19 protein-coding genes are annotated in these 19396 nt (G+C 62.2%); 4 read left to right on the forward strand and 15 right to left on the reverse strand.

Translation table 11 applies throughout. The annotated features are described in order from the left end of the window. Positions 1-9 precede the first annotated feature (9 nt). The gene (locus BBF94_RS17495; RefSeq protein ID WP_065260240.1) at positions 10-456 is read left to right on the forward strand and encodes a TadE/TadG family type IV pilus assembly protein; all 447 of its coding nucleotides are present in this window, start codon (positions 10-12) and stop codon (positions 454-456) included. Continuing rightward, on the forward strand, positions 453-3203 hold the full coding sequence (locus BBF94_RS17500) for a PAS domain-containing sensor histidine kinase (RefSeq protein WP_065260241.1): 2751 nt from the start codon (positions 453-455) through the stop codon (positions 3201-3203). The genes BBF94_RS17495 and BBF94_RS17500 overlap by 4 nt, the downstream gene beginning before the upstream one ends. Here the strand turns inward: BBF94_RS17500 and BBF94_RS17505 are convergent. The 5 genes from BBF94_RS17505 to BBF94_RS17525 all read right to left on the reverse strand — a co-directional run bounded on the left by BBF94_RS17505 (position 3200) and on the right by BBF94_RS17525 (position 7633). After that, positions 3200-5197 carry a pilus assembly protein TadG-related protein gene (locus BBF94_RS17505; protein ID WP_065260242.1) on the reverse strand — a complete coding sequence of 666 codons (1998 nt, stop codon included), beginning with the start codon at positions 5195-5197 and terminating at the stop codon, positions 3200-3202. The two genes, BBF94_RS17500 and BBF94_RS17505, sit on opposite strands and share 4 nt — an antisense overlap. Positions 5198-5344: 147 nt before the next feature. Beyond that, the gene (locus BBF94_RS17510) at positions 5345-5902 is read right to left on the reverse strand and encodes a DUF4136 domain-containing protein (RefSeq protein ID WP_065260243.1); all 558 of its coding nucleotides are present in this window, start codon (positions 5900-5902) and stop codon (positions 5345-5347) included. 55 nt (positions 5903-5957) lie between these two features. Beyond that, the gene (locus BBF94_RS17515; RefSeq protein WP_065260244.1) at positions 5958-6569 is read right to left on the reverse strand and encodes a DUF4136 domain-containing protein; all 612 of its coding nucleotides are present in this window, start codon (positions 6567-6569) and stop codon (positions 5958-5960) included. Positions 6570-6581: 12 nt separating this feature from the next. Beyond that, complete coding sequence (locus tag BBF94_RS17520) at positions 6582-7331, reverse strand: methyltransferase (RefSeq protein WP_065260245.1); 750 nt, start codon at positions 7329-7331, stop codon at positions 6582-6584. Beyond that, a complete protein-coding gene (locus BBF94_RS17525; RefSeq protein WP_065260246.1) occupies positions 7331-7633 on the reverse strand; it encodes a MazG-like family protein in 303 nt (100 codons plus the stop codon). The genes BBF94_RS17520 and BBF94_RS17525 overlap by 1 nt, the downstream gene beginning before the upstream one ends. A 143-nt stretch (positions 7634-7776) precedes the next feature. On the opposite strand from BBF94_RS17525, the gene BBF94_RS17530 reads away from it, so the two are divergent. After that, positions 7777-8070 carry a hypothetical protein gene (locus tag BBF94_RS17530; RefSeq protein ID WP_065260247.1) on the forward strand — a complete coding sequence of 98 codons (294 nt, stop codon included), beginning with the start codon at positions 7777-7779 and terminating at the stop codon, positions 8068-8070. Between the two features lie 37 nt (positions 8071-8107). Then, positions 8108-9475: an MATE family efflux transporter gene (locus BBF94_RS17535; RefSeq protein WP_065260248.1), complete on the forward strand. Its 1368-nt coding sequence runs from the start codon at positions 8108-8110 to the stop codon at positions 9473-9475. Here the strand turns inward: BBF94_RS17535 and BBF94_RS17540 are convergent. The 10 genes from BBF94_RS17540 to BBF94_RS17585 form a co-directional block, all read right to left on the reverse strand. Continuing rightward, the gene (locus BBF94_RS17540) at positions 9466-10260 is read right to left on the reverse strand and encodes a DUF4123 domain-containing protein (protein WP_065260249.1); all 795 of its coding nucleotides are present in this window, start codon (positions 10258-10260) and stop codon (positions 9466-9468) included. The genes BBF94_RS17535 and BBF94_RS17540 overlap by 10 nt on opposite strands. After that, complete coding sequence (locus BBF94_RS17545; protein ID WP_065260250.1) at positions 10257-11600, reverse strand: type VI secretion system Vgr family protein; 1344 nt, start codon at positions 11598-11600, stop codon at positions 10257-10259. The genes BBF94_RS17540 and BBF94_RS17545 overlap by 4 nt, the downstream gene beginning before the upstream one ends. A 231-nt stretch (positions 11601-11831) precedes the next feature. Then, a complete protein-coding gene (gene speA, locus BBF94_RS17550; protein ID WP_065260251.1) occupies positions 11832-13745 on the reverse strand; it encodes an arginine decarboxylase in 1914 nt (637 codons plus the stop codon). A 219-nt stretch (positions 13746-13964) separates the two neighbouring features. Beyond that, entirely contained in the window at positions 13965-14336 is a 372-nt protein-coding gene (locus BBF94_RS17555; protein WP_065260252.1) for a translation initiation factor Sui1, read from the reverse strand. A gap of 187 nt (positions 14337-14523) precedes the next feature. Then, entirely contained in the window at positions 14524-15081 is a 558-nt protein-coding gene (locus BBF94_RS17560) for an NUDIX hydrolase (protein WP_065260253.1), read from the reverse strand. Between the two features lie 3 nt (positions 15082-15084). After that, on the reverse strand, positions 15085-16152 hold the full coding sequence (locus BBF94_RS17565; protein ID WP_065260254.1) for a DUF2333 family protein: 1068 nt from the start codon (positions 16150-16152) through the stop codon (positions 15085-15087). 137 nt (positions 16153-16289) lie between these two features. Next, a complete protein-coding gene (locus BBF94_RS17570) occupies positions 16290-16709 on the reverse strand; it encodes a hypothetical protein (RefSeq protein WP_225875071.1) in 420 nt (139 codons plus the stop codon). A gap of 53 nt (positions 16710-16762) precedes the next feature. Then, positions 16763-17269 (reverse strand): Hcp family type VI secretion system effector, encoded by a 507-nt coding sequence (locus BBF94_RS17575; RefSeq protein WP_065260256.1) that lies wholly within the window; start codon positions 17267-17269, stop codon positions 16763-16765. Next, complete coding sequence (locus tag BBF94_RS17580) at positions 17248-17967, reverse strand: hypothetical protein (protein ID WP_065260257.1); 720 nt, start codon at positions 17965-17967, stop codon at positions 17248-17250. Before BBF94_RS17580 ends, BBF94_RS17575 begins: the two co-directional genes overlap by 22 nt. Further along, a complete protein-coding gene (locus tag BBF94_RS17585) occupies positions 17967-19115 on the reverse strand; it encodes a DUF2515 family protein (RefSeq protein ID WP_065260258.1) in 1149 nt (382 codons plus the stop codon). Before BBF94_RS17585 ends, BBF94_RS17580 begins: the two co-directional genes overlap by 1 nt. Positions 19116-19396 lie beyond the last annotated feature (281 nt).

The raw sequence follows: 19396 nt of genomic DNA on the forward strand, positions 1-19396 counted from the left end.
GACGCACGGATGAAAACCGGCTCTCGGAAGGCGCAAAAAGGCGCGGTGGCGATCGAGTTCGCCCTGGTGTTCGTGATCTTTTTCGCGGTGTTTTACGGCCTGGTCAGCTACGCCCTGCCGCTCGTGCTGATGCAGACGTTCAATCAGGCCACCGCTGAAGCAGTCCGTCGCAGCGTCGCGGTCGATCCCACGACGCCCAATTATTCGACGGTTGTCGTCAACACCGCCAATGCCGCCCTGACGCAGCAGTTTTCAGGCTTGCCATCCTCTCTGAACGTGGTGGTGGGCGTGGACACGTCGGCGACCTATGACGCCGCGCAAGGCACGCTCACCGTCAGCGTCAACTACCCCGTCAGCAAGCTCAATCAGGTCATTCCGTTTCTGGTGTTGCCGGGCATCGGCGCTGTTCCGAGCCTGCCCACCAATTTGACCGCCAGCTCGAGCCTGAAATTTTGACGCCCGGGGACAATCTGTTCGGTCGCCTGCTCAAGCGCGGTCTGCTCGCCGGCGACGTGCCGGATGTGCTCGGCTCACCGGCGACGGGACTGCATCTGTACCTCGATGGCGAAGGTTCTGTGTTGCAAATCGCCGGACCGTTGCGCCACCTGCTGGCGCAACAGGTGCCCCGGGATACACCGCTGCCACTGCGCGACCATCTGTTGCCCCACAGCACTCTGACCATCGAAGGCCGGCCCCAGGACTGGCAAGGGCAGCTGCTGGACCTGGACTTCACCGGTCAGGGCGAGCAGGTCCTGCACCTGCGCGGCTGGGTACAGCCGTTGGGCAACGGCTGGCTGCTGCAACTGATCGACATTACCGATCTCTTGTCCGAACGCCGGCAGGCCCATCAACGCGAGGCGTGCCACGCCATCGCCGAGCAGATCAGCAAGCAGTTGCGCAGCTGCAGCCTGGGGCGACTGCCAACGGTCGTCAGCGATCAACTGCAGACGATTGCCCAGCGCTGGCAGATCCCGTGTGTGGCACTCGCCCTGCTCAATGAACAGGAACAGGGGTGGCAGATTCACTGCCAATTCCACGCCCACGATGCACCGGCGCTGTGGCATGACGGCCAGCGCCTGGGCACGCCGCTGGACAGTCTCAATGGCACCGCCCCGCAACGCTTGGGTGCGCATTACGGCCAGTATGAACATTCACGGGTCCAGGGCCTGTTCGGCAACGCCGAGGGGTTCGCCGTGCCCTACAGCGACGATCGAGGCGTCATGGCGTGGCTGCTCTGCGGCTTTTACGCCGTCGACAAGACCGCGCCGTACCTGACCGACCGCGACTGGCTGATGCTGGCCGGGGCATTGGCGGGGCCGCTGCTTGGGCGCCTGCGCGAGCAACAGCATCAACTGCAACTGGAACGCCTGGAATCGTTGCAGACACTGCTGGGCACCGGCTGGTGGGAAATCGGCAGCGGTGGCGAACATATCCAACTGGCGCCGACGCTGACCGCCATTCTGCAACAGGACAGTTCGACGTTGCCCCTGGAAAACTGGCTGAACCTGATCCACCCCGCCGACCGCGAAGAAGTGCGCAGCCGATTGCAGTCGCTCCAGCTGCATGGAGAAGTCCTCGACCTGTGCGTGCGCCTGCACCCTCGTGACGCCAGTCAGATGCCAGCGTGGTATCGCCTTCAGGGACAGGTCAGCGGCACCGGCGATCACCGTCGGCTGGCGGGCTTCATGCTGGACATCAGCGACATCAAGAATCAGCAGCAACGGGCCGCTGCGGCCCATGCGCGGCTGGACAATCTGATCGCCAGCTCGCCGGCGGTGATCTATGTCCAGCACTACGTCGAGGGCGCGTTGCTGCCGGCGTTTTTCAGCGCCAGCCTGCAACCGCTGCTGGGCTGGAGCCTGGAAGACTGCGATGCCGCGGCGCTGGTGGAGCGGATTCATCCCGATGACCGGCCCCTGTATTTCGAACGGACCCGGCAGCTGTTGCGCGAAGGCTCGGTGCGTGCCCGTTATCGCCTGCGCGACCATCGTGGCGATTATCACTGGTTGCTCGATGAAGCCCGCCTGTTGCGCAATGACCTCGGCCTGCCGGTGGAAGCCGTCGGGCTCTGGCTGGACGTCACCGAGGCGACGCTGGCCGCCGAGCAGGTCAGGCAAAGCGAAGAACGCTACCGGATCCTGGTGGAAGACTCCCCGGCGATGATCTGCCGCTATCGTCCGGACCTGATCCTGACCTTCGGCAACCGCCCGTTGGCGAAGTATCTGGAATGCGCTCCCGAAGCGCTGGCCGGCGTCGATCTGGGCAGCTGGATGTCCGATGCGCAGCGCGCAGCATTCGTCGAACGCCTGGCACAGTTGACCCCGGAGTCCCCGGTCAGCACCGCCGAAATCAATCTGCAATTGCCGGGGCGCGAGCATGCGTGGTGGGTGTGGTCGGATCGCGGCGTGTTCGATGAGCACGGGAAACTCATCGAAGTGCAGGCCGTGGGCCGCGACAACACCGAAGTGCGCCGCTCCCAGCAACAACTGACCCAAAGCGCGAAAATGGCCACCCTCGGCGAAATGGCCACAGGCCTCGCTCACGAGATCAACCAGCCGCTGAACGTGATGCGCATGGCCATCGTCAATGTGCAGAAACGCCTGAGCAATGGCGATGCACAGATCGACTACCTGACCGACAAACTCAACCGCATCGACGCCCAGGTCCAGCGTGCCGCGAAAGTCGTGGACCACATGCGGGTTTTCGGCCGCCGCTCGGAGATCGAGCAACAACTGTTCAACCCCGCCAGCGCCATCGAAGGCACGCTGTCGCTGCTGGCCGAAGGCATGCGCGGCAAGGGCGTGGACCTGCGTATCAGCGAAACCGCATTTGAGGTTCAGGTACGCGGATACGTCGATCAACTGGAGCAGGTGTTGATCAACCTGATGGTCAACGCCCGGGATGCGCTGCTGGGCAAACGCGAGTCCGATGCGGCGTTCAAGCCATGGATTTCGATCTACGCCGAGCGCAACGAGCAGAAGGTGCGTCTGTGGGTCGAGGACAACGGCGGGGGTATCGACCCGCGTCTGCTGGAGCGGATTTTCGAGCCGTTCTTCACCACCAAACCGGTGGGTGTGGGTACCGGTCTGGGGTTGTCGGTGAGTTACGGCATCATCGAAAACATGGGCGGCCATCTGAGCGTAAGCAACTCGGCGGACGGCGCTCGGTTCTGTATCGAGCTGCCGATCGCCCACGACGACTAAATGACGAGATAGGCCTTGCCGGTCTGACCGCAGGTCATGTTGGCGCCCACGTCCACGTCCATCAGATTGATCCCCAACCCCTTGAGCAAGTTGTTGAGCAACGGGTCGAGCAGCGGGCTGACCAGATTGGTGATCAGCGGTTGCAGGATCGTCGTGACATCGCTGATCAGGCTGGCGACGCCGGTCACGGCAGCCCCGAGCGGATTGCTGCCCTGCGGCTTGTAGACGATCAGATTGATCCCGGCGAGTGTACTCGCCAGGCTGTTGACGATATTGCTGGTGGGCGCGACGGCAATCACGCTCGGCGGCAGCTTCAGGTTGGGCGGCGTGGCGAAGGGCGTGCCGCTGGAAAACAGCAGATCCTGAGTGTTCTGCGCCACGCTGGAGTTGACCATGATTGCAATGCCGCCGGCACCGTATTGCACGTGGGTGCTCGGGTCGCAGGTGCCGATGCCAAGGATCTTGTGGCACGTCACGATGCCCAGGTCCACCAGCGGCAACGGCGTGACCGTGGGTTCGGCCGAAGAAGAAAAGGCGTTGGTCGGATCAATCCTGCCCAGTTTGAGGTCGGCTACGGAGGTAAGGGTGTGGGCCGTCAGGCTCTTGGTCCCGGTATTACCGGTGGGGCAACTGTAATCGGTGACATAACTGACGGCCCCGCCGGCATCGAGGCTGATGTCGATTTCCGGCGAGGGCAGCAGTTGCGGGTCCAGTTGCTGACAGCCGGCACCCAGCAGGCAACCCACCGAGTTCAGGGTGGCGACCAGGTTCAGGCTGAGCAGCGCATTGAGTGTCGGCGTCAGTGTGCCGACCAATCCCAACACCGCGTTGGTCAGTCCGGTCACTCCGGACAGGACCGGCAGATTCACCGAAAGCATCGTGCGGATCTGCGCAGTGCGCACATAAATCCGGTTCGGCCCCAGCGGATCGGCCTTGGCCAGCGCCGGATCGCCGATGGCGGAAAACTGCGGCGGCTCGATGACCTTGACCCGCACCGTGACGTTCGCCAGCCCCAGCACGCTGATCGGCAGGGTGGCGGCCACGGCGCTGTTGCTGTTGGCCAGCTGGATCACACCCTGGATCAGTTGCAGCAATTGCAGATTGGCGTCGAGCCCGGCCGCCGTGGTGCCGGTCTGCAACTGCAGAATATCGCCCAGCTTGAGCGGCGCGGCATTGATCGCCGCCACCTGCAATTGTCCCAGCGCGGTGATCACGTCGGCGGTTGCGCCGTTGAGCTGAACCACCGTAATCGCGGCCTGGATCAGTTGCGTCACGGTGGTCTGGGTATTGAGCAGCTGGGTGTAATTGCCGGCGGCGACGTTGAGGTTGATCGCCAGTTGGTTCAGATAGCTGAGCAGATTGATGTCCGTGTTCAGCAGGCCGTTCCAGCCCAGGGCCGTCAGGTTGACGTTACCGCCGAGCAGGCCGGAAAACAGCGGATTGAGGATGTTCGACTGGGCGGTGCTGATATTGGCCAGATTGCTGCGGATATTCAGCTGGGCCACGGTCGGCTGGGGTTTGGCAGCCACTGCCGAGGCATAAAGCACGGTGTTGAGATTGAACGGCGTACCACTGAACAGCGACTGTACGCCGCCGGCGAAACTGGTGGTTACGCTGTGGTTGGCGGCGACCTTGACCGCCACCGCCTGGGTGGCGTCCACGCTGAATGTGCGCAGACCGCTGGAAGCTGTCACCAGTGTGCCGCAGTCGACCACCAGCACATTGTTGGCATCGGCGACAAAACCATTGCGCGCCGCACTCTGCCCGGCGTAAGCGGCGGCAGTAAGGCCCGGCAGGCAATTGCCGCCACGGCTGACCGCTTCCAGCGCCGCGTTGTCCACCAGCCGCTGAAGTTTGCGCTGTTCCATATACAAACGGCCGGTGTCCACCATCAGCAACATCAACACCAGCGCCAGGCTGAGGGTGGCGGCCGCCATCAAGCCGATAGCCCCCCGCTGCCGGGCAGGGCCGCGACACTGCGAACGACGCGACATGGCGCACTCCTTTGCCGGCGCACGGCCGGGCGCAAGCTCCGTGGGTGGATTTCAGTGTAGACGCGGCAGGACGACACTGCTGGCAACGCGCCAGCCGCCCCTCCAAAAAAAACGGGAGCCCCTGGGCTCCCGTTATGTGGCGCTCACCTAGCGCGGAGGGTAGTTCGACAGGATACGCGTCACCGTTTCATGGATGGCGCTGCTGCGATCCGCCGGGTTCGGCGTACGACTGAGCATCTGCTCGTCGCTGCCACGCCAAACCAGTTTGCCGTCCTTGCCATCGAGAAGATCGATCTGGATGGTCGCGACCTTGTACGTGATGTTGCGGGTTTCGTTGTACATCGGCCCGCCCCAGTAGCCATTCCATGGGCCGCCCCAACCGCCGCCATAGTTGGTGGTGACCTGTTGCTGACGATCCTCGACGATCAGATAGGCCTGTACGTTCAAATCACCTTTGCTGCCCGCCGCGGCCGGACGCAGGCCGCGCTGGTCCAGTTGATCGGCGACGGACTGACGAATTCGCTGTTCGGTCAGGTCACTCTTGATCCGCGGGTCGTCCGGACGGTATTGCAGGGCGGGTTCTTTCCAGCTCCAGCTGCGGTAGGCGGCGAAGTCGCGGCTGGCGTCGTAGTCATGATTGACCTGGTTGGCGGCGCAGGCGCTGAGCAGCGCGGCCATGGCCAGTAAAGCAAAACGGCGGAACATGGTTTTTCTCCGGTGGAAAACATGAACCTGGGGGGAGCTTCCGGTTCACGGGAAGCTAACCGGGAGGATACGCCGACATGGCCTTTTCCACAGCCTCGCGGATCGCATCGGCCCGGTCACTCTGATTGCCTTGCGTGCCGGTTTCGGCGCTGGCACTCCAGACCGGCTGACCGGTGCCGGCATCGAACAGATCGATCCGCACCACCACGACCTGTTCCTGATAAGTGCGAACAATGGGCACCGTGTTGTACATCCCGTAGCCCCGGCCGTAGCGGTCATAGCCGCCGTATCCGCCGTAGTAGCCGTAATCGTCCTGGACCTGGCGCAAGCGGGTTTCCAGACTCAGGTTGGCGCTGACGAACAGATCGGCCGGGCGGTTGTCGTGCAGCGGACGCAAGCCACGCTGGTCCAGCGCACTGCTGACGGCTTCGGCCACCTGTGCCGAATCCGCCCAGGCACTGCCCGGGGGCAGGCGCCCGTTGAGCCACGCCCAGCTGCGGTAGCGCCCGTAATCCCGTGGCGGCGCGGGATAGGCGCTGCGGTCGAAGGTGGTCGCGGCTTGCGCTGGCGCCGGCGGCAGGGGCCGTGACTGCGCGACATAAGGGTTGCTGCCCTGGCACGCGGCCAGACCCAGACAGATCAGCAATACCCCGGAATGACCTTTCATTTCATGCTCCGATCAGATCGGCCGGCAGATCCAGTGCAGGTAGCGCCCAAGCCCGGCGAAGCTTGGGTGACGACGGTGGGCGAGCTCCATCTCGAGCATATCGATCAACTCGGCGCGGGCCTGGAATTCCACCGGCATGTAATCATGGAAAACCCGCACCCCGCTCTGGATTTCGACCTGCCACAACCCTTCGAGTTGCGTGGCCAGTTCGCGGGGATCCAGCGGCTGCTGAGGCGTCAGGCTCTGTTTTTCCCCGGCCATGTCGTTTCTGCGCATTTTCTTGAAATGGCCTTTGAGCAGGTTCCGGTAAACCAGCGCATCACGGTTGTAGAACGCCAGCGACAGCCAGCCGCCAGGTTTGGTCAGTTGATGCAGCACCGGCAGGATCGAGTGCGGTTCGGCCAGCCATTCGAGCACCGCATGGCAGATCACCACGTCATAGGGTTCGGTGAGCTGGCCGAGCAGTGCCTGCCACGGTGCTTGAATGAACGTCGCGGTCTGTCCGGCCTCGGCGAAACGCTGGCGTGCGCCTTCGAGCATCGGTTCAGCCGGTTCGGTGAAGGTCACGTCGTGCCCGCGCTCGGCCAGCCACAGCGACATGTGACCCAGGCCGCCGCCGATATCCAGCACCCGCAACGGACGATCCGGCAGGACTTCGGCGAGATCGGCCTGCAGCACCGCGAGGCGGATCGCGCCTTTGGCGCCGCCGTAGATTTTCTCGGCGAAGCGCGTCGCCAACTGATCGAAATGACGGTCGCTCATCAGCTGAACCGCCGTTCGCTGTCGGCGAGCTTGCTGCGCACCACTTCATTCATGTCCAGCCCCAGCTCGCTGCACAGCAGCAACAGATACAGAACGATGTCACCGACTTCCTGCCCGGCGTGGGCCAGTTTATCGGCGGGCAATTCGCGGGACTGGTCTTCGCTCAGCCACTGGAAGATCTCGACCAGTTCGGCCATTTCCACGCTGGCGGCCATGGCCAGGTTTTTCGGGCTGTGAAATTGCCGCCAGTCATTGCGGTCACGAATGGCGTGCAGGCGTTCGGTCAGTTCAACAAGGTTCATCGGGTTCTCCTGAAGGCGTATAGCTTCGGGGGGATGCGGATCGAAGGCAAGGGCCAGTCACCGGTTAAAACCCTCTATGCTTGCAGGGAACTCGGCCGCCCCCGCTGCGGCCCAAGGCTCAGCTCTTTCATCAGGATGCAAACATGCAGGTAGAAAGCTTTTTCGAATGGCTGGGCCAGGCGCTCGGCTCGATCATCCGTTTTATCGTCGACGGCCTGAGCGGTCTGTTCAACGTGTTGAGCCATGCCGGCGGTAACTTCGTCGACGGGTTGGCGAAGGCGCTGGGCATGGACACGTCGATCATCAGCATCATCGCGTTGATCATCGGCCTGATGCTGCTGTGGTCGGCGATCCGTGCCTTCATGAACGCCTCGATTATTGCCGGGATCATCTGGTTGCTGCTGGGCCTTTGGCTGTTGAGCTGGATCATTCACTGACATCACCCGTTACAATGCCGCTCCCCAAGGAGCCCGCATGCGCAATCTGATCACCGACTGGCGCGACCGCCCGACCCATCGCCGGGTCTGGGCCCTCGCCGCCCCCATGATCCTGTCCAACATTTCCGTGCCGCTGGTGGCGCTGGTCGACAGCACCGTCATCGGTCACTTGCCCCACGCCCATCAGTTGGGTGCCGTTGCAGTCGGCGCCAGTCTGTACACCGTGCTGGCCTGGGCCATGGGCTTCCTGCGCATGGGCACCACCGGGTTCGCCGCACAGGCCGCCGGGCGCAGCGATGGGGCGGCGTTGCGACAAATCCTGTTGCAGGGCCTGTTGCTGGCGATGGGGCTGGCATTGCTGCTGGGTGCCGTGGGCGTGCCGTTGAGCGGTGTCGCCCTGCACTTCATGCAGCCGTCGCCGGAACTCAATGAACTGACCCGCGACTTCTTCCACACCCGTCTGTTCGGGCTGCCGGCGGCACTGGCCAGCTATGCGCTGGTCGGCTGGTTCCTCGGCACCCAGAACGCTCGGGCGCCGCTGGCGATTCTGCTGACCACCAACCTGATCAATATCGTGCTGAACCTGTGGTTCGTGATCGGTCTGGACTGGGGTGTGGTCGGTTCGGCCAGGGCTTCGGTGGTCGCCGAATGGTGCGGCGCCCTGCTCGGTCTGGCGCTCACCCGCAAGGCCTTGCGCGCTTATCCCGGGCATATCGTCTGGGCGGCATTAAGGGTGTGGCAAAGCTGGCGTCCGCTGTTGGGGGTCAATCGCGATATCTTCATCCGCAGCCTGGCGCTGCAATCGGTGTTTTTCCTGATCACCGTACAAGGCGCGCGACTGGGCGACGCGACGGTGGCGGCCAATGCGCTGCTGCTCAACGGCCTGCTGTTGACCGCCCACGCACTGGACGGTCTGGCCCACGCGGTCGAAGCCTTGTGCGGCCACGCCATCGGCGCCCGCGACCGCCTCGCCCTGCGCCGTTCACTGGTGGTGGCCGGCGGCTGGTCGTTGCTGGCGAGCCTGGGTTTTGCCGGACTGTTTCTGTTCGCCGGCCACCTGTTCATCGAAATGCAGACCGACATAGCGAGCGTACGCGAGACCGCCTTCATCTATTTGCCCTACCTCGCCGTGTTGCCGTTGATTGCGGTCTGGAGCTACCTGCTCGACGGCCTGTTCATCGGCGCCACCCGCGCCAGGGAAATGCGCAACGGCATGTTGTTGACGGTGATGCTGTTGCTGCCCGTCGCCTGGGCACTGAGTGGACTGGGCAACCATGGTCTGTGGATATCCTTCCTGCTGTTCATGGTGTTGCGCAGCCTGACGCTCGGAACGCTGGCGTGGCGTTTGCGGCACAACGACGGCTGGTTCGCCGGAGCCGCTCACGGAGGCAGCGCTCACCCTTGATCGTTCTGCCAGCGGCGGCGTACATGCTCGAGCCGCTCGCGCGGCGTCAATCCCGGCGGCGGTTGCACCAGTGCCGCCCGCGGATGCTGCAAGCGTAACCATAACCAGTCGTCCAGTATGCTGCGCTCGCTGAAACCCAATGACAGCCCCTGCTCGAACCAGTTGGACAACGAGCGATAACCGGCACCTGTCGCTCGGCTCCAGCGCCACAGATGCTGGTCCAGCAGGCAACGATGCAGATGTTCACGCTGCCGTCGGGTCAGGTCTTGTTCGATCGGCAACGGTTCGACGGCCAGCCTCGGATTGCTCAGTTGCTGCCACCCCTGGCTGCCGTTCGCCCGATCGACCCACGTACCGCCGAACCAGCGCAGCCAGTCGATCGGACCCAGCCATTGACTCAACTGCCGGGCATCACAGGCGTCGAAAAAGTAACTGGCGGTCTGGGCGTTGTAATAATTGAGCAGCGCACGATGATTCAGACCGACCGTAACCGTCAGCATCCGCTGCAAATGGCCACGCATGGCCTCGGCAGGAGCCCTGCTGCCCAGCAACAGCCCGCACCAGGTCTGCGGGTCGGAATGACATAGCGCCGACAGGACCGGCCGGTCGCGCAGGTCGATCAGCAACGGGCCGAGATCGGCTGTGGGCTGAAACTCCGTGCCGTCAAACAACCTCGTGCTCGGCACACCCGCAAACGCCTTCTGCAATACATTCACGGCCTGCGCCGCCTGTGCGACATCCAGCAACAGCCATTGCGCACTCTGCCCCGGCCCCCTGCCGCTCATCGCCCGTCGCTCGGGCCGACCCCGGCAACCAGCCGACAACTGCACACCGACGCCCGACAGTGTCGATAGCTGCCACCTCCGGGCATCAGGCATAGCAGGAGCAACGGCTCACCGCGAAGCAGCCATTGCGCCAGTCCGTCACTCTCCAGGACATCGGGCAGTGGCGGCGGTTCGTCACGCTCAGGGCATTCGAAAGATACAGGCGGTTGCAGAACACCACTGATCACCGGCTGCTCCGGATCGCCTTCCAGAAAACTCACCACCACCTCGACACCTTCACGCATTGACGCCAGCACGTTGTCCGCCAGCACGGGAGCCAAAGGCAGCCAGCAGTGGCTGGGCAGTGCGCCCTCGCCCTGATAGAGCCAGTCGAACTGCACCGCGACGGGCCGCGAACGGTCAGGTCGTGGTTCATCGACCGCCACGACCCAGGCCCGTTGCAGACTGCTCATGCGCGGTGCCGGATGCTCGACGAGCGGCACATTGCCTCGCAAGTGTTCGGCGGCGCATAGACGATTGACATAGGAAGGTTCGAGCATCCGGTCGGCACGATGCTCGATCCGGGTCAGCAGCCAGTCCGTCGCACCTTCTGCAAACGGTGCCGGAGCCAGGCTCAGCCATTGTCCGCAGCGCAGGCTCGGCACATCCGAATGCCCCTGTGCGGTGCGAATCCGCCGGACACGTTCGCCACCGTCTCCAGCTCGCTCTCTGATCAGCCAGCGCCGCACTGCCGGCTCCTGTCCCTCGATATCGAATCGTACTGTTCCGACCCGGGACAACCTCGCCGGATCATCCCCGAACACCAGGCAATGGCTGTCATGCCCATGTTCGAAGTGATAGTGAATCCGTGCCTGCCGGCACAAGCGCTGTACCAGTTGCAGATCCGATTCGCCGTATTGGGTGCAGAACATCCGGACCGGATACTCGGAGTGCAATTCGAACCGCCGTCGCAGGCCCGTGATGCCATGCTCCCTGAGGACCTGATCCAGAATTTGCGGAACGGATCGACCACTGAAGATTCGCTGGCTGTGGCGCAGTCCCAGACAGCTCAACCGAGGCTCCAGCCGCGTGCGGCACAACCTGGGCCCGTGACCGTGTTCGTGCTGGACAAGCCCCTGCAACTGGCCGTGCACTCCGTTGCCCGGCGGCCCGAAAGACAAGTATGCCGAGCGATGCAGCAGCCCGGCCAGGTCAAGATGAGGATCCTCGATCAACAGATCGACTTCAAACGCATACGGCTCGCTGATGGCCTCGCACCCGGTAAAGGCCAGGACTTCGAGCGGGGCGGGCAGACCCGCGACATCGAGGCGAAACGACGGCTCGTCGGCTGGATCGAACATAAGCGATTCTCTACAGGAGGGCGGGCGGGGATTCTCGCCGAGAGCCATGGCCGAGTAGAGAGCCGAAGTACAGATTCGGAAATGACCTACGCGAAAAGCAGACGACATCACTTTTCTCGTGAGGACGACGGTCAATTCGCAAGTCGAAGAAGAGAAGTCTCACCAGGTCATCTGAAACTTCCGCTTGGTGCGGAACAATTTCAGACAACCCGATGGAGTCGGAACCTGCCGTCAGGAAGACAGGTAAGAGGAACGGGTCAGGCCCAGGCGCAACGCATCGAGGAACTGGGTGCGCTCACTGGCGCTGATACGGGCACTGGCGCACTTGTCGCGGTAGTGAGTCATCAGCTCTTCCGGCGACAGGTGCACGTAGCGCAGCATGTCTTCGATGGTGTCGTGGGTCTCGATCCCAGCGTGGTACACGCTGCCGTCGGCGTTCTGGTAGATGTTCACCGAGTCGGTGTCACCGAACAGGTTGTGCATGTCGCCGAGGATTTCCTGATAGGCGCCGACCAGGAACACGCCGAGCAAGTAGTCTTCGCCTTCGTTCAGCGCATGCACCGGCAGGCTGGTCTCGATGCTCTGCTCGTCGACGTACTGGTTGATCTTGCCGTCGGAGTCGCAGGTCAGATCCTGCAGTACCGCACGACGCAGCGGCTCTTCGTCGAGACGGTGCAGCGGAATGATCGGCAGCACCTGATCGATCGCCCAGGTGTCCGGCAGGCTCTGGAACACCGAGAAGTTGCAGATGTACTTGTCGGCCAGCTTGTCGTTGAGCTCGTCGAGCACCTGACGATGCGAACGCTGGCGCGCCTTCAGCGAGTTGTGCAGGCGACGGCACACGGCGAAATAGCACTGCTCGGCCAGGGCTTTCTCGGCCAGGGTCAGTTTGCCGTCGGCATACTGGGCAGCGACATCGCTCATGTAGTGGGTGGCGCGCCAGTAGGTTTCGGTGACCATTTCGATGTCGGTCGGCCCGAGCAGGTCGACCAGCCACTGCACGGTTTCCGGCAGCGCTTCCTTGTTCTCGATCTGCGGCACGTCGTCGTTGTGCTTCTCGACGTCAGTCACCTGCACCACCAGCATCGCGTGGTGGGCGGTCAGCGAACGGCCGCTCTCGGAGAAAATGTGCGGATGCGGCAGGCTCTGCGCATCGCAGAACTCCTTGAGCATGCCGACCACGACACCGGCGTAGTCGTCCATGTCGTAGTTGATCGAGCTGGCATTGCGCGAGTGGGTACCGTCATAGTCCACGCCCAGACCGCCGCCGACATCGATGTGGTCGACCGGCAGGCCGAGGTTGCGCAACTCGCCGTAGTAACGGATCGCTTCCTTGAAACCGTGCTGGTAGTCGGCCAGGTTGGCGATCTGCGAACCCATGTGGAAGTGCAACAGGCGAATGCCCTGATCCAGGCCGGCCGCGCGGAAGCGCTCGACCACCGACAGCAGTTGCGCCGCCGACAGACCGAACTTGGATTTCTCGCCACCGGTATCGGCCCACTTCGAGGAGGCCAGCGACGACAGGCGCACCCGCAGGCCGACCTGTGGCTTGACCCGCAGCGAAGCGGCCTCTTCGATCACCAGACCGACTTCGGACTCTTTCTCGATCACGATGAACACGTTGTGGCCGAGCTTCTGACCCATCAGTGCCAGACGGATGAACTCGCGGTCCTTGTAACCGTTGCAGACGATGGTGCCGCCCTTCGGCGCCAGCGCCAGCACGGCCAGCAGCTCAGGTTTGGAGCCGGCCTCCAGGCCGATGGAGACGTTCTGGGTGGCGATGATGTTTTCGATCACCGCTTCCTGCTGGTTGACCTTGATCGGGTACAGCGCGGTGTACTTGCTCTGGTATTCCAGACGCTCGATGTTGGCATCGAAAGCACCGGTCAGCTGACGCACGCGGTCTTGCAGGATGTCGGGGAAACGCACCAGCAGCGGCAACGACAGGCCGCTCTTGCGCAACTGGTCGACTTGTTCGAACAGGTCGATCGGCGAACTGTTCGGGCCGTTCGGACGAACTTCGACGCGACCGGCGTCATTGATCGCGAAATACCCGGCCCCCCAATGGCGAATCCCGTAAACACTGCGGCTGTCCGCAACTGTCCATTGGCTGCCATCGTCTTTGCGTGTGCGTCGTACGGACATCGAAGTCCCCTATAAAGAAGTCATGGTGCGTCGCCTGGTTGCAGGCCGGCGCAGTCTAAAGAATGAAAATGACGGTTCGTCAGCGGGGCGGTAGACCGCGCTGACAGCGTTGAGTTTAGAAACCGGTCTTGAACAGGCTCTGTGAAAACCATGGAGACGACGCCGGAACCGATGACCATCAGTGCCGGACCAAGCCGCTGGTGGTTTTCACAGAGGCTGCTAGCCGCCGGACTTCTTCGCCTTGAAACCGTGCTTGACCAACTCGGCCAAGAGTAGCTCGACGTGATCGCCCTGGATCTCGATGACCCCATCTTTCAACGCACCGCCGGTGCCGCAACGTTTCTTCAACGTTGTCGCCAGCTCCTTGAGCGCGTCTTCGGCCAGGGGCACGCCGGTGATGGTGGTCACCGTCTTGCCGCCACGCCCCTTGCTCTCGCGACGCACGCGGGCAATGCCGTCGCCGGCCGGGATCACGGTTTGTCTGCAGATACAGGCGTCCACCGGCTTACTGCATTCCGGGCAATGACGACCTGCGTCGGTGGAAAATACCAGGCCGCCCAGGGCGGCGAAGGATGCGGCTTTTTTGGCCACCGGCAATCCTCTCGGGAGGACAAAGACTGATCGCAGCCTTGGGCAAGGCTATCGACCGCGAAGCCCCACTCAGGCAGGGGCAGCGCTACTGCACCGGTTGCTTCCAGAAGACAGACCGGCACAGCTTGAAAAGGTCGCGCAGTGTAACGGCAAAAACGCCGATTGCTAAGTGCCAATCGGCGCCAATTTACGAGTTCTTTGCGACGTCGCCCTGTCGGGCTTTCAGATAGCGTTTCAATGCGGCCAGAGAGTCCGGGCAATAAGGTTTCTGCTCGATTTCCAGCATGACCTGATCGACCGGAATGAAGCGCGCTTCAAGCACTTCTTCCGGCTGCAGGATCAGCGGTCCGTCCCACACGGCCGAAAACGCCGAACACCACAGGCGATTGCCGGGGTCCTCGAAGAAAAAATGGTCGTGCGCCGTCAGCTCAACGCCGCTCACGCCCAGCTCTTCTTCCAGCTCACGGGCCGCCGACTCGGCGTAGGTTTCGTCCGCCTGCACCATGCCGCCCGCCGCCACGTCCCAGTAACCGGGATAAATGGCTTTGCTCAGGGTCCGCCGATGGACACAGAGCTCACCGGCGGAGTTGAACAGCATGATGTAGGTGCCACGGCCGATCAGCCCGCGCGCGCGCAAGTCGGAGCGGACGAGGGAGCCGAGCAGGTTGTCCTGCTCGTCGACCCAGGCGATCCGTTCGGCATCCGAGGCGGCTCGGTGGGCCGCCTCTCTGGCGTTGTCGCTCATGAATCAGCCTTGATTGAGCAGTTGACGAAGATCGATCACGGCGGCGTTGGCCCGGGAGATGTAGTTGGCCATGACCAGCGAGTGGTTGGCCAGGATCCCGAAACCGCTGCCATTGAGGATCATCGGGCTCCAGACGGTTTCCTGGGAAGCCTCCAGCTCACGGATGATCTGGCGCACGCTGACCGTGGCGTTCTTCTTCGCCAGCACGTCGGCGAAGTCGACCTCGATGGCGCGCAGCAGGTGCGACAGCGCCCAGGCCTGGCCACGGGCTTCATAGAACACGTTGTCGATCTGCATCCACGGTGTCTCGACGACTTCCTCGTCCACCTGCGGCACTTCACCCACCGCCGGAACTTCGGTTTTCAGCGCAGTGTTAAGCTTGACCCGACCCACACTGGCCGACAGTCGTTGCGACAGCGAACCCAGACGAGTCCCGACATCACCCAGCCAGTTGTTCAGGTTGTCGGCGCGGGCATAGAACAGCGCATTCTTTTGCGTCGGGTCGGACAGGCGCGCCTGATAGCGGCTCAGGGAGTTGATGCCTTCCTGGTATTCCGACTCGCTGGAGGGGAGGATCCAGCTCTTGTTGTCGAAGTTGAAGCGCGGCTCGGCCTTGGCCAGATCGGCGTCTTCAGCCGACTGCGACTGCGAGCGGGCGAAGTCCTTGCGCAAGGCACGGGTCAGGTCGCGCACCTGAACCAGCACGCCGTATTCCCAGCTCGGCATGTTGTCCATCCACAGGCCCGGCGGGAAACGATCATTGGAAATGTAGCCGCCCGGCTTGTTCAGCAGGGTGCCGGCAACAGTCTTGAGGGTTTCGACGGTGGTGTAGCCGACCACCATTTGCTTGCCTTCTTTCTCGGCGGCCAGCTGGGCATTCTGCGCCACCGGGAACAGGGCCGGCTCCTCGCTCCAGTACCAGCCCAGGGCGATGGTCACCAACAGGTAAATACCGACCAGCGTGGCCAGCGCGCGGCTGAACAACAGGCCGCCCACATAACTGCGGGTGGCGGATTTCGGCTCGGCGGCACGTTCGGGCGCGCTGCCCGCGCGATTCTTCCAGTCCAGCATGGCGATATCCTTTCAAACTTGGGTTCAACGGTTCGACAGCAACCATACAACAACGTGCCTCGACCCGGCACCCACGAATGGAGCATCGGGAAAAATCAATCGGACGTTGCCCGTGAGCGAAAGAATAGACGCCTCTGTCAGACGTTGAAGATCCTCATTGCGATCTGCCGGGTATCGTCCGCCATGAATAGATGGGCAATGCCGGCGCCATCAGTCCGGCGCTGGATGGGGACCCCGTCAACCGTTGCAATGTAGGGCTGCTGCGACAGCGGCTCGCCGGTCATGCTCTCGACCAGACGATAGATTCGCGGAGTCCGGACTGGCTGGGCCGGAGGATTGTTCATCAGATCGAGCACCGCCTGATCGAAGGCAGCGTCGCCGAGCGGCCAGTCGCCGCCTTCTGTTTCACCCGTGAGCAGCAGCCATTCGCCCTGTTCGATCTGCTCCAGCACCTCGCTGTCCAGATCGACCACAAGGCCGGCCCGCAGCTGATCCAGGCCTTGGATCGGTTGCCGGTCGAGCAATGCCTTGCATACCCGCTCCAGTGCCTGATCCACGGGATAAGCCTGTCGGCGTTCGAGCTGGGTAACGTGTGATCGATGAATCAGCCTCATGCCTGGCCCTCGCTCTGCCATTCATCGGAGCCCATCGTCCGGCTGATCTCGTGTCGCCAGTAGATGCGTCGATAGCTGAACTGGACTTTTTCCCGTTGCGTCAGGTGCGAGGTGGCGGGGTCCTGACAGTCCGGCATAAAGACTTCGGCGCTGACGATCTGCGCGTCCTCCAGTTCAATCGTATAAAAATGTTCCTGAATGCCATGGGCCGATGTGCGATACATCTCCACACAACACTTGCTCAGCAGCTCACCCGAACACATTGCCATCTGGATCAGCGGCGACGACTTGTCGATGACCTTGGTAATGACCAGAGGCTTGTGCATCCGCCGCCCGGCACCCGATCCCTTGGGCAGGAAAATGCCATGACTGAAGGCCTGAACCATGATCTTGTCTTCACGCCCGCTCTGGTAGCTGTTGCCCACCGACGGTTCGGTGAAGGCACCAGCGCTGATCAAGCCCTGACGGCTGCCGTAGATCGTCATGAAAGCGGGGGTTGGCATGGTATTGCTCCTTGTTCGGGTTGAGGCGGGGGAAAGGGATGAGGTACTTCATCGACGTGCTCGATACCCTCGAATCGCCAGGGTTTGCTGAGTTCCAGGGTGATGAGATAGCGCTCCTGGTCGGGGTGTCTGGAATCGGCGAATCGTCCAATGAACAACATCACTTCGTACTGGTCGCCGGCCCTCCAGTAAGTGGTTCCAGTCCGTATCCCCGGTCTTAGATAAGCTCGCCACTCCGGGGTGTCCGCGATGGTGGGATGCAACGGGGTCCCCAGCGGCCTCCACCCTTTCGCGCACCATTGGGCTTGCAGATCGAGAACAACCTTCAAGGCATCATCGATCAACAGAGGCTCGACCTGAGGAGACATGCGGATATCATCGACCAGGTGGCCCTCGAACGTGAACGTGAAGAACCGCGCCGGCGGCGTTTCGAATCCGTACTGCGGATCGACAAATCGCAGGCGCGCAGCTGTCCTGGAAGCGCCACCCCAAACGGGCCTGCCAACATGGCCCCATATAGCGAGGGGTGCGGTCGAATGCTCACGCATGTATTCATAGGTTCCGCCTATGGACATGGCGATCACGGAGTCGCCCCACAATGGCTGCGTCAACTGGCGTGCGGCAGCCACGGCCAGAACACCACAAAGCATCAGCCATGCCCAGCAACGCCATCTGGACAGACAGGATCGCAAGCGCATCAAGCGTCCTCCCTGGCAGCGATCTCACGGATGGATTGCGCCAGTGCGTCCCTGTTGCTGTCATTGAGCATCTGGTGAAAACGGTCTGCCGCCCGCAGGACAAACTCCATTCGCTGATCGATGTCGGACAGGTCCGCCAGCGGGTCGCGGCCAAAGTCGATGGTGCGGCCGTCATCGACTCGCTGACATTGACTGGTGAGAGTCAACTCGATGGCCTGCGCCACACCGGAAGGGAAGCCTGTCACGTAAGAAAAATGGTTGCCGCGCAACAACGTCACCAAATGGCGATTTTCATAGATGCTCGGCTGGAGAATGTTTCGCTGCTCATGCGAAGCCAGATGTTGAACACTTTCGGCGATATTGCCCGCATCTATCGCTTCGAAGGCTTTCAGGATTTGCTTAAACGCTTGCCCAAACGGAAGCGTTTTCTGACCTATGGGCCAAAGCACGGGAAACTTCGCGTGCCCATAAATTCGTTCGCGTGCCCTCAGGCACTTCTTCAACTCCTCCCACCCACGCACCGCATAAAACCGATGCAACGGATAGACATCCAGAAAAAGCGTGGTATTGCCCATCGCCATCATGTCGTACACGTGGCGGTACTGTTGCTGCACCAACGACAGCTCTTCACCCGGTAGGCGCAGATCCAGCGCTGGCACCGGATTGCGGCTTCTCGCCTGTTCGTAGTCACTCAAGGCCTCGGCCTGCCCTGGCATTCTGGCCGGGGTCAGCAGTCCGGACTCGCGGCGCCCGTCCCGCATTCGCTGCCGTGCCTCGTGCTCCTGACGAATCAGTTCGATGCTGTCGGACGCATGCAGCAACCCGCAGCCCACCTGCTTCGATGCAAACGCTGCAAGACCTGCCCACTGGAATCGCGCGTCATGCAACCACAGCCGGGCGTAGGCGGCGTTGATCGCCCGGTTGCGTTGCACCGGATCGGCAATCAGCACGCCATCGGGGGCGACAACGGCTTCGGCTTCCTGCTGAAAGCGACGCCAGATGCACTGGCACGTCAGCACGGGTACCTCTGTCACCCGCCTCTTCTCCCCATACAAGGTTTCTTCGTTGCATTCACAATCTGCAACCGGCCGGGTGCTCTGATTCAGACGCTGGTTATCGCTGGGGTGTTCGTTGAAACACTGGCTCATATCCGGGGAAATTCTTGTAGGGGTTTCCCTGACCCTACCAGTCCGAAATCCTGCCGAAACCGCCTCAGGGAAAAATCAGAATGCCCTGACAGACATAGCCCTCCAGCCACCGGGACGCTTCCTCAAAAGCCTTGGGAAATTTCCCGAAGAACCCTGTTCACGGACACTTGATCGACGAGCAGGTCCGGGATGAAACCAACCGGTCAGAAACTGAATAGTGACGTACCGCAGATTATTGACGTACGACACTCATGTAAGGGAAAAGAGGTGCTAGCATAGAG

It is taken from the genome of Pseudomonas bananamidigenes (genome assembly GCF_001679645.1).
GTDB lineage: Bacteria > Pseudomonadota > Gammaproteobacteria > Pseudomonadales > Pseudomonadaceae > Aquipseudomonas > Aquipseudomonas bananamidigenes.

Bases quoted from the DNA above. Each gene is read 5' to 3' on its own strand.
- BBF94_RS17520 (WP_065260245.1), bottom strand. From the start codon at position 7,331: ATGAGCGACCGTCATTTCGATCAGTTGGCGACGCGCTTCGCCGAGAAA.
- BBF94_RS17515 (WP_065260244.1), bottom strand. From the start codon at position 6,569: ATGAAAGGTCATTCCGGGGTATTGCTGATCTGTCTGGGTCTGGCCGCG.
- speA (WP_065260251.1), bottom strand. From the start codon at position 13,745: ATGTCCGTACGACGCACACGCAAAGACGATGGCAGCCAATGGACAGTT.
- BBF94_RS17530 (WP_065260247.1), top strand. From the start codon at position 7,777: ATGCAGGTAGAAAGCTTTTTCGAATGGCTGGGCCAGGCGCTCGGCTCG.
- BBF94_RS17585 (WP_065260258.1), bottom strand. From the start codon at position 19,115: ATGAGCCAGTGTTTCAACGAACACCCCAGCGATAACCAGCGTCTGAAT.
- BBF94_RS17510 (WP_065260243.1), bottom strand. From the start codon at position 5,902: ATGTTCCGCCGTTTTGCTTTACTGGCCATGGCCGCGCTGCTCAGCGCC.
- BBF94_RS17540 (WP_065260249.1), bottom strand. From the start codon at position 10,260: ATGAGCGGCAGGGGGCCGGGGCAGAGTGCGCAATGGCTGTTGCTGGAT.
- BBF94_RS17545 (WP_065260250.1), bottom strand. From the start codon at position 11,600: ATGTTCGATCCAGCCGACGAGCCGTCGTTTCGCCTCGATGTCGCGGGT.
- BBF94_RS17560 (WP_065260253.1), bottom strand. From the start codon at position 15,081: ATGAGCGACAACGCCAGAGAGGCGGCCCACCGAGCCGCCTCGGATGCC.
- BBF94_RS17495 (WP_065260240.1), top strand. From the start codon at position 10: ATGAAAACCGGCTCTCGGAAGGCGCAAAAAGGCGCGGTGGCGATCGAG.
- BBF94_RS17575 (WP_065260256.1), bottom strand. From the start codon at position 17,269: ATGCCAACCCCCGCTTTCATGACGATCTACGGCAGCCGTCAGGGCTTG.
- BBF94_RS17580 (WP_065260257.1), bottom strand. From the start codon at position 17,967: ATGCGCTTGCGATCCTGTCTGTCCAGATGGCGTTGCTGGGCATGGCTG.
- BBF94_RS17505 (WP_065260242.1), bottom strand. From the start codon at position 5,197: ATGTCGCGTCGTTCGCAGTGTCGCGGCCCTGCCCGGCAGCGGGGGGCT.
- BBF94_RS17565 (WP_065260254.1), bottom strand. From the start codon at position 16,152: ATGCTGGACTGGAAGAATCGCGCGGGCAGCGCGCCCGAACGTGCCGCC.
- BBF94_RS17535 (WP_065260248.1), top strand. From the start codon at position 8,108: ATGCGCAATCTGATCACCGACTGGCGCGACCGCCCGACCCATCGCCGG.
- BBF94_RS17525 (WP_065260246.1), bottom strand. From the start codon at position 7,633: ATGAACCTTGTTGAACTGACCGAACGCCTGCACGCCATTCGTGACCGC.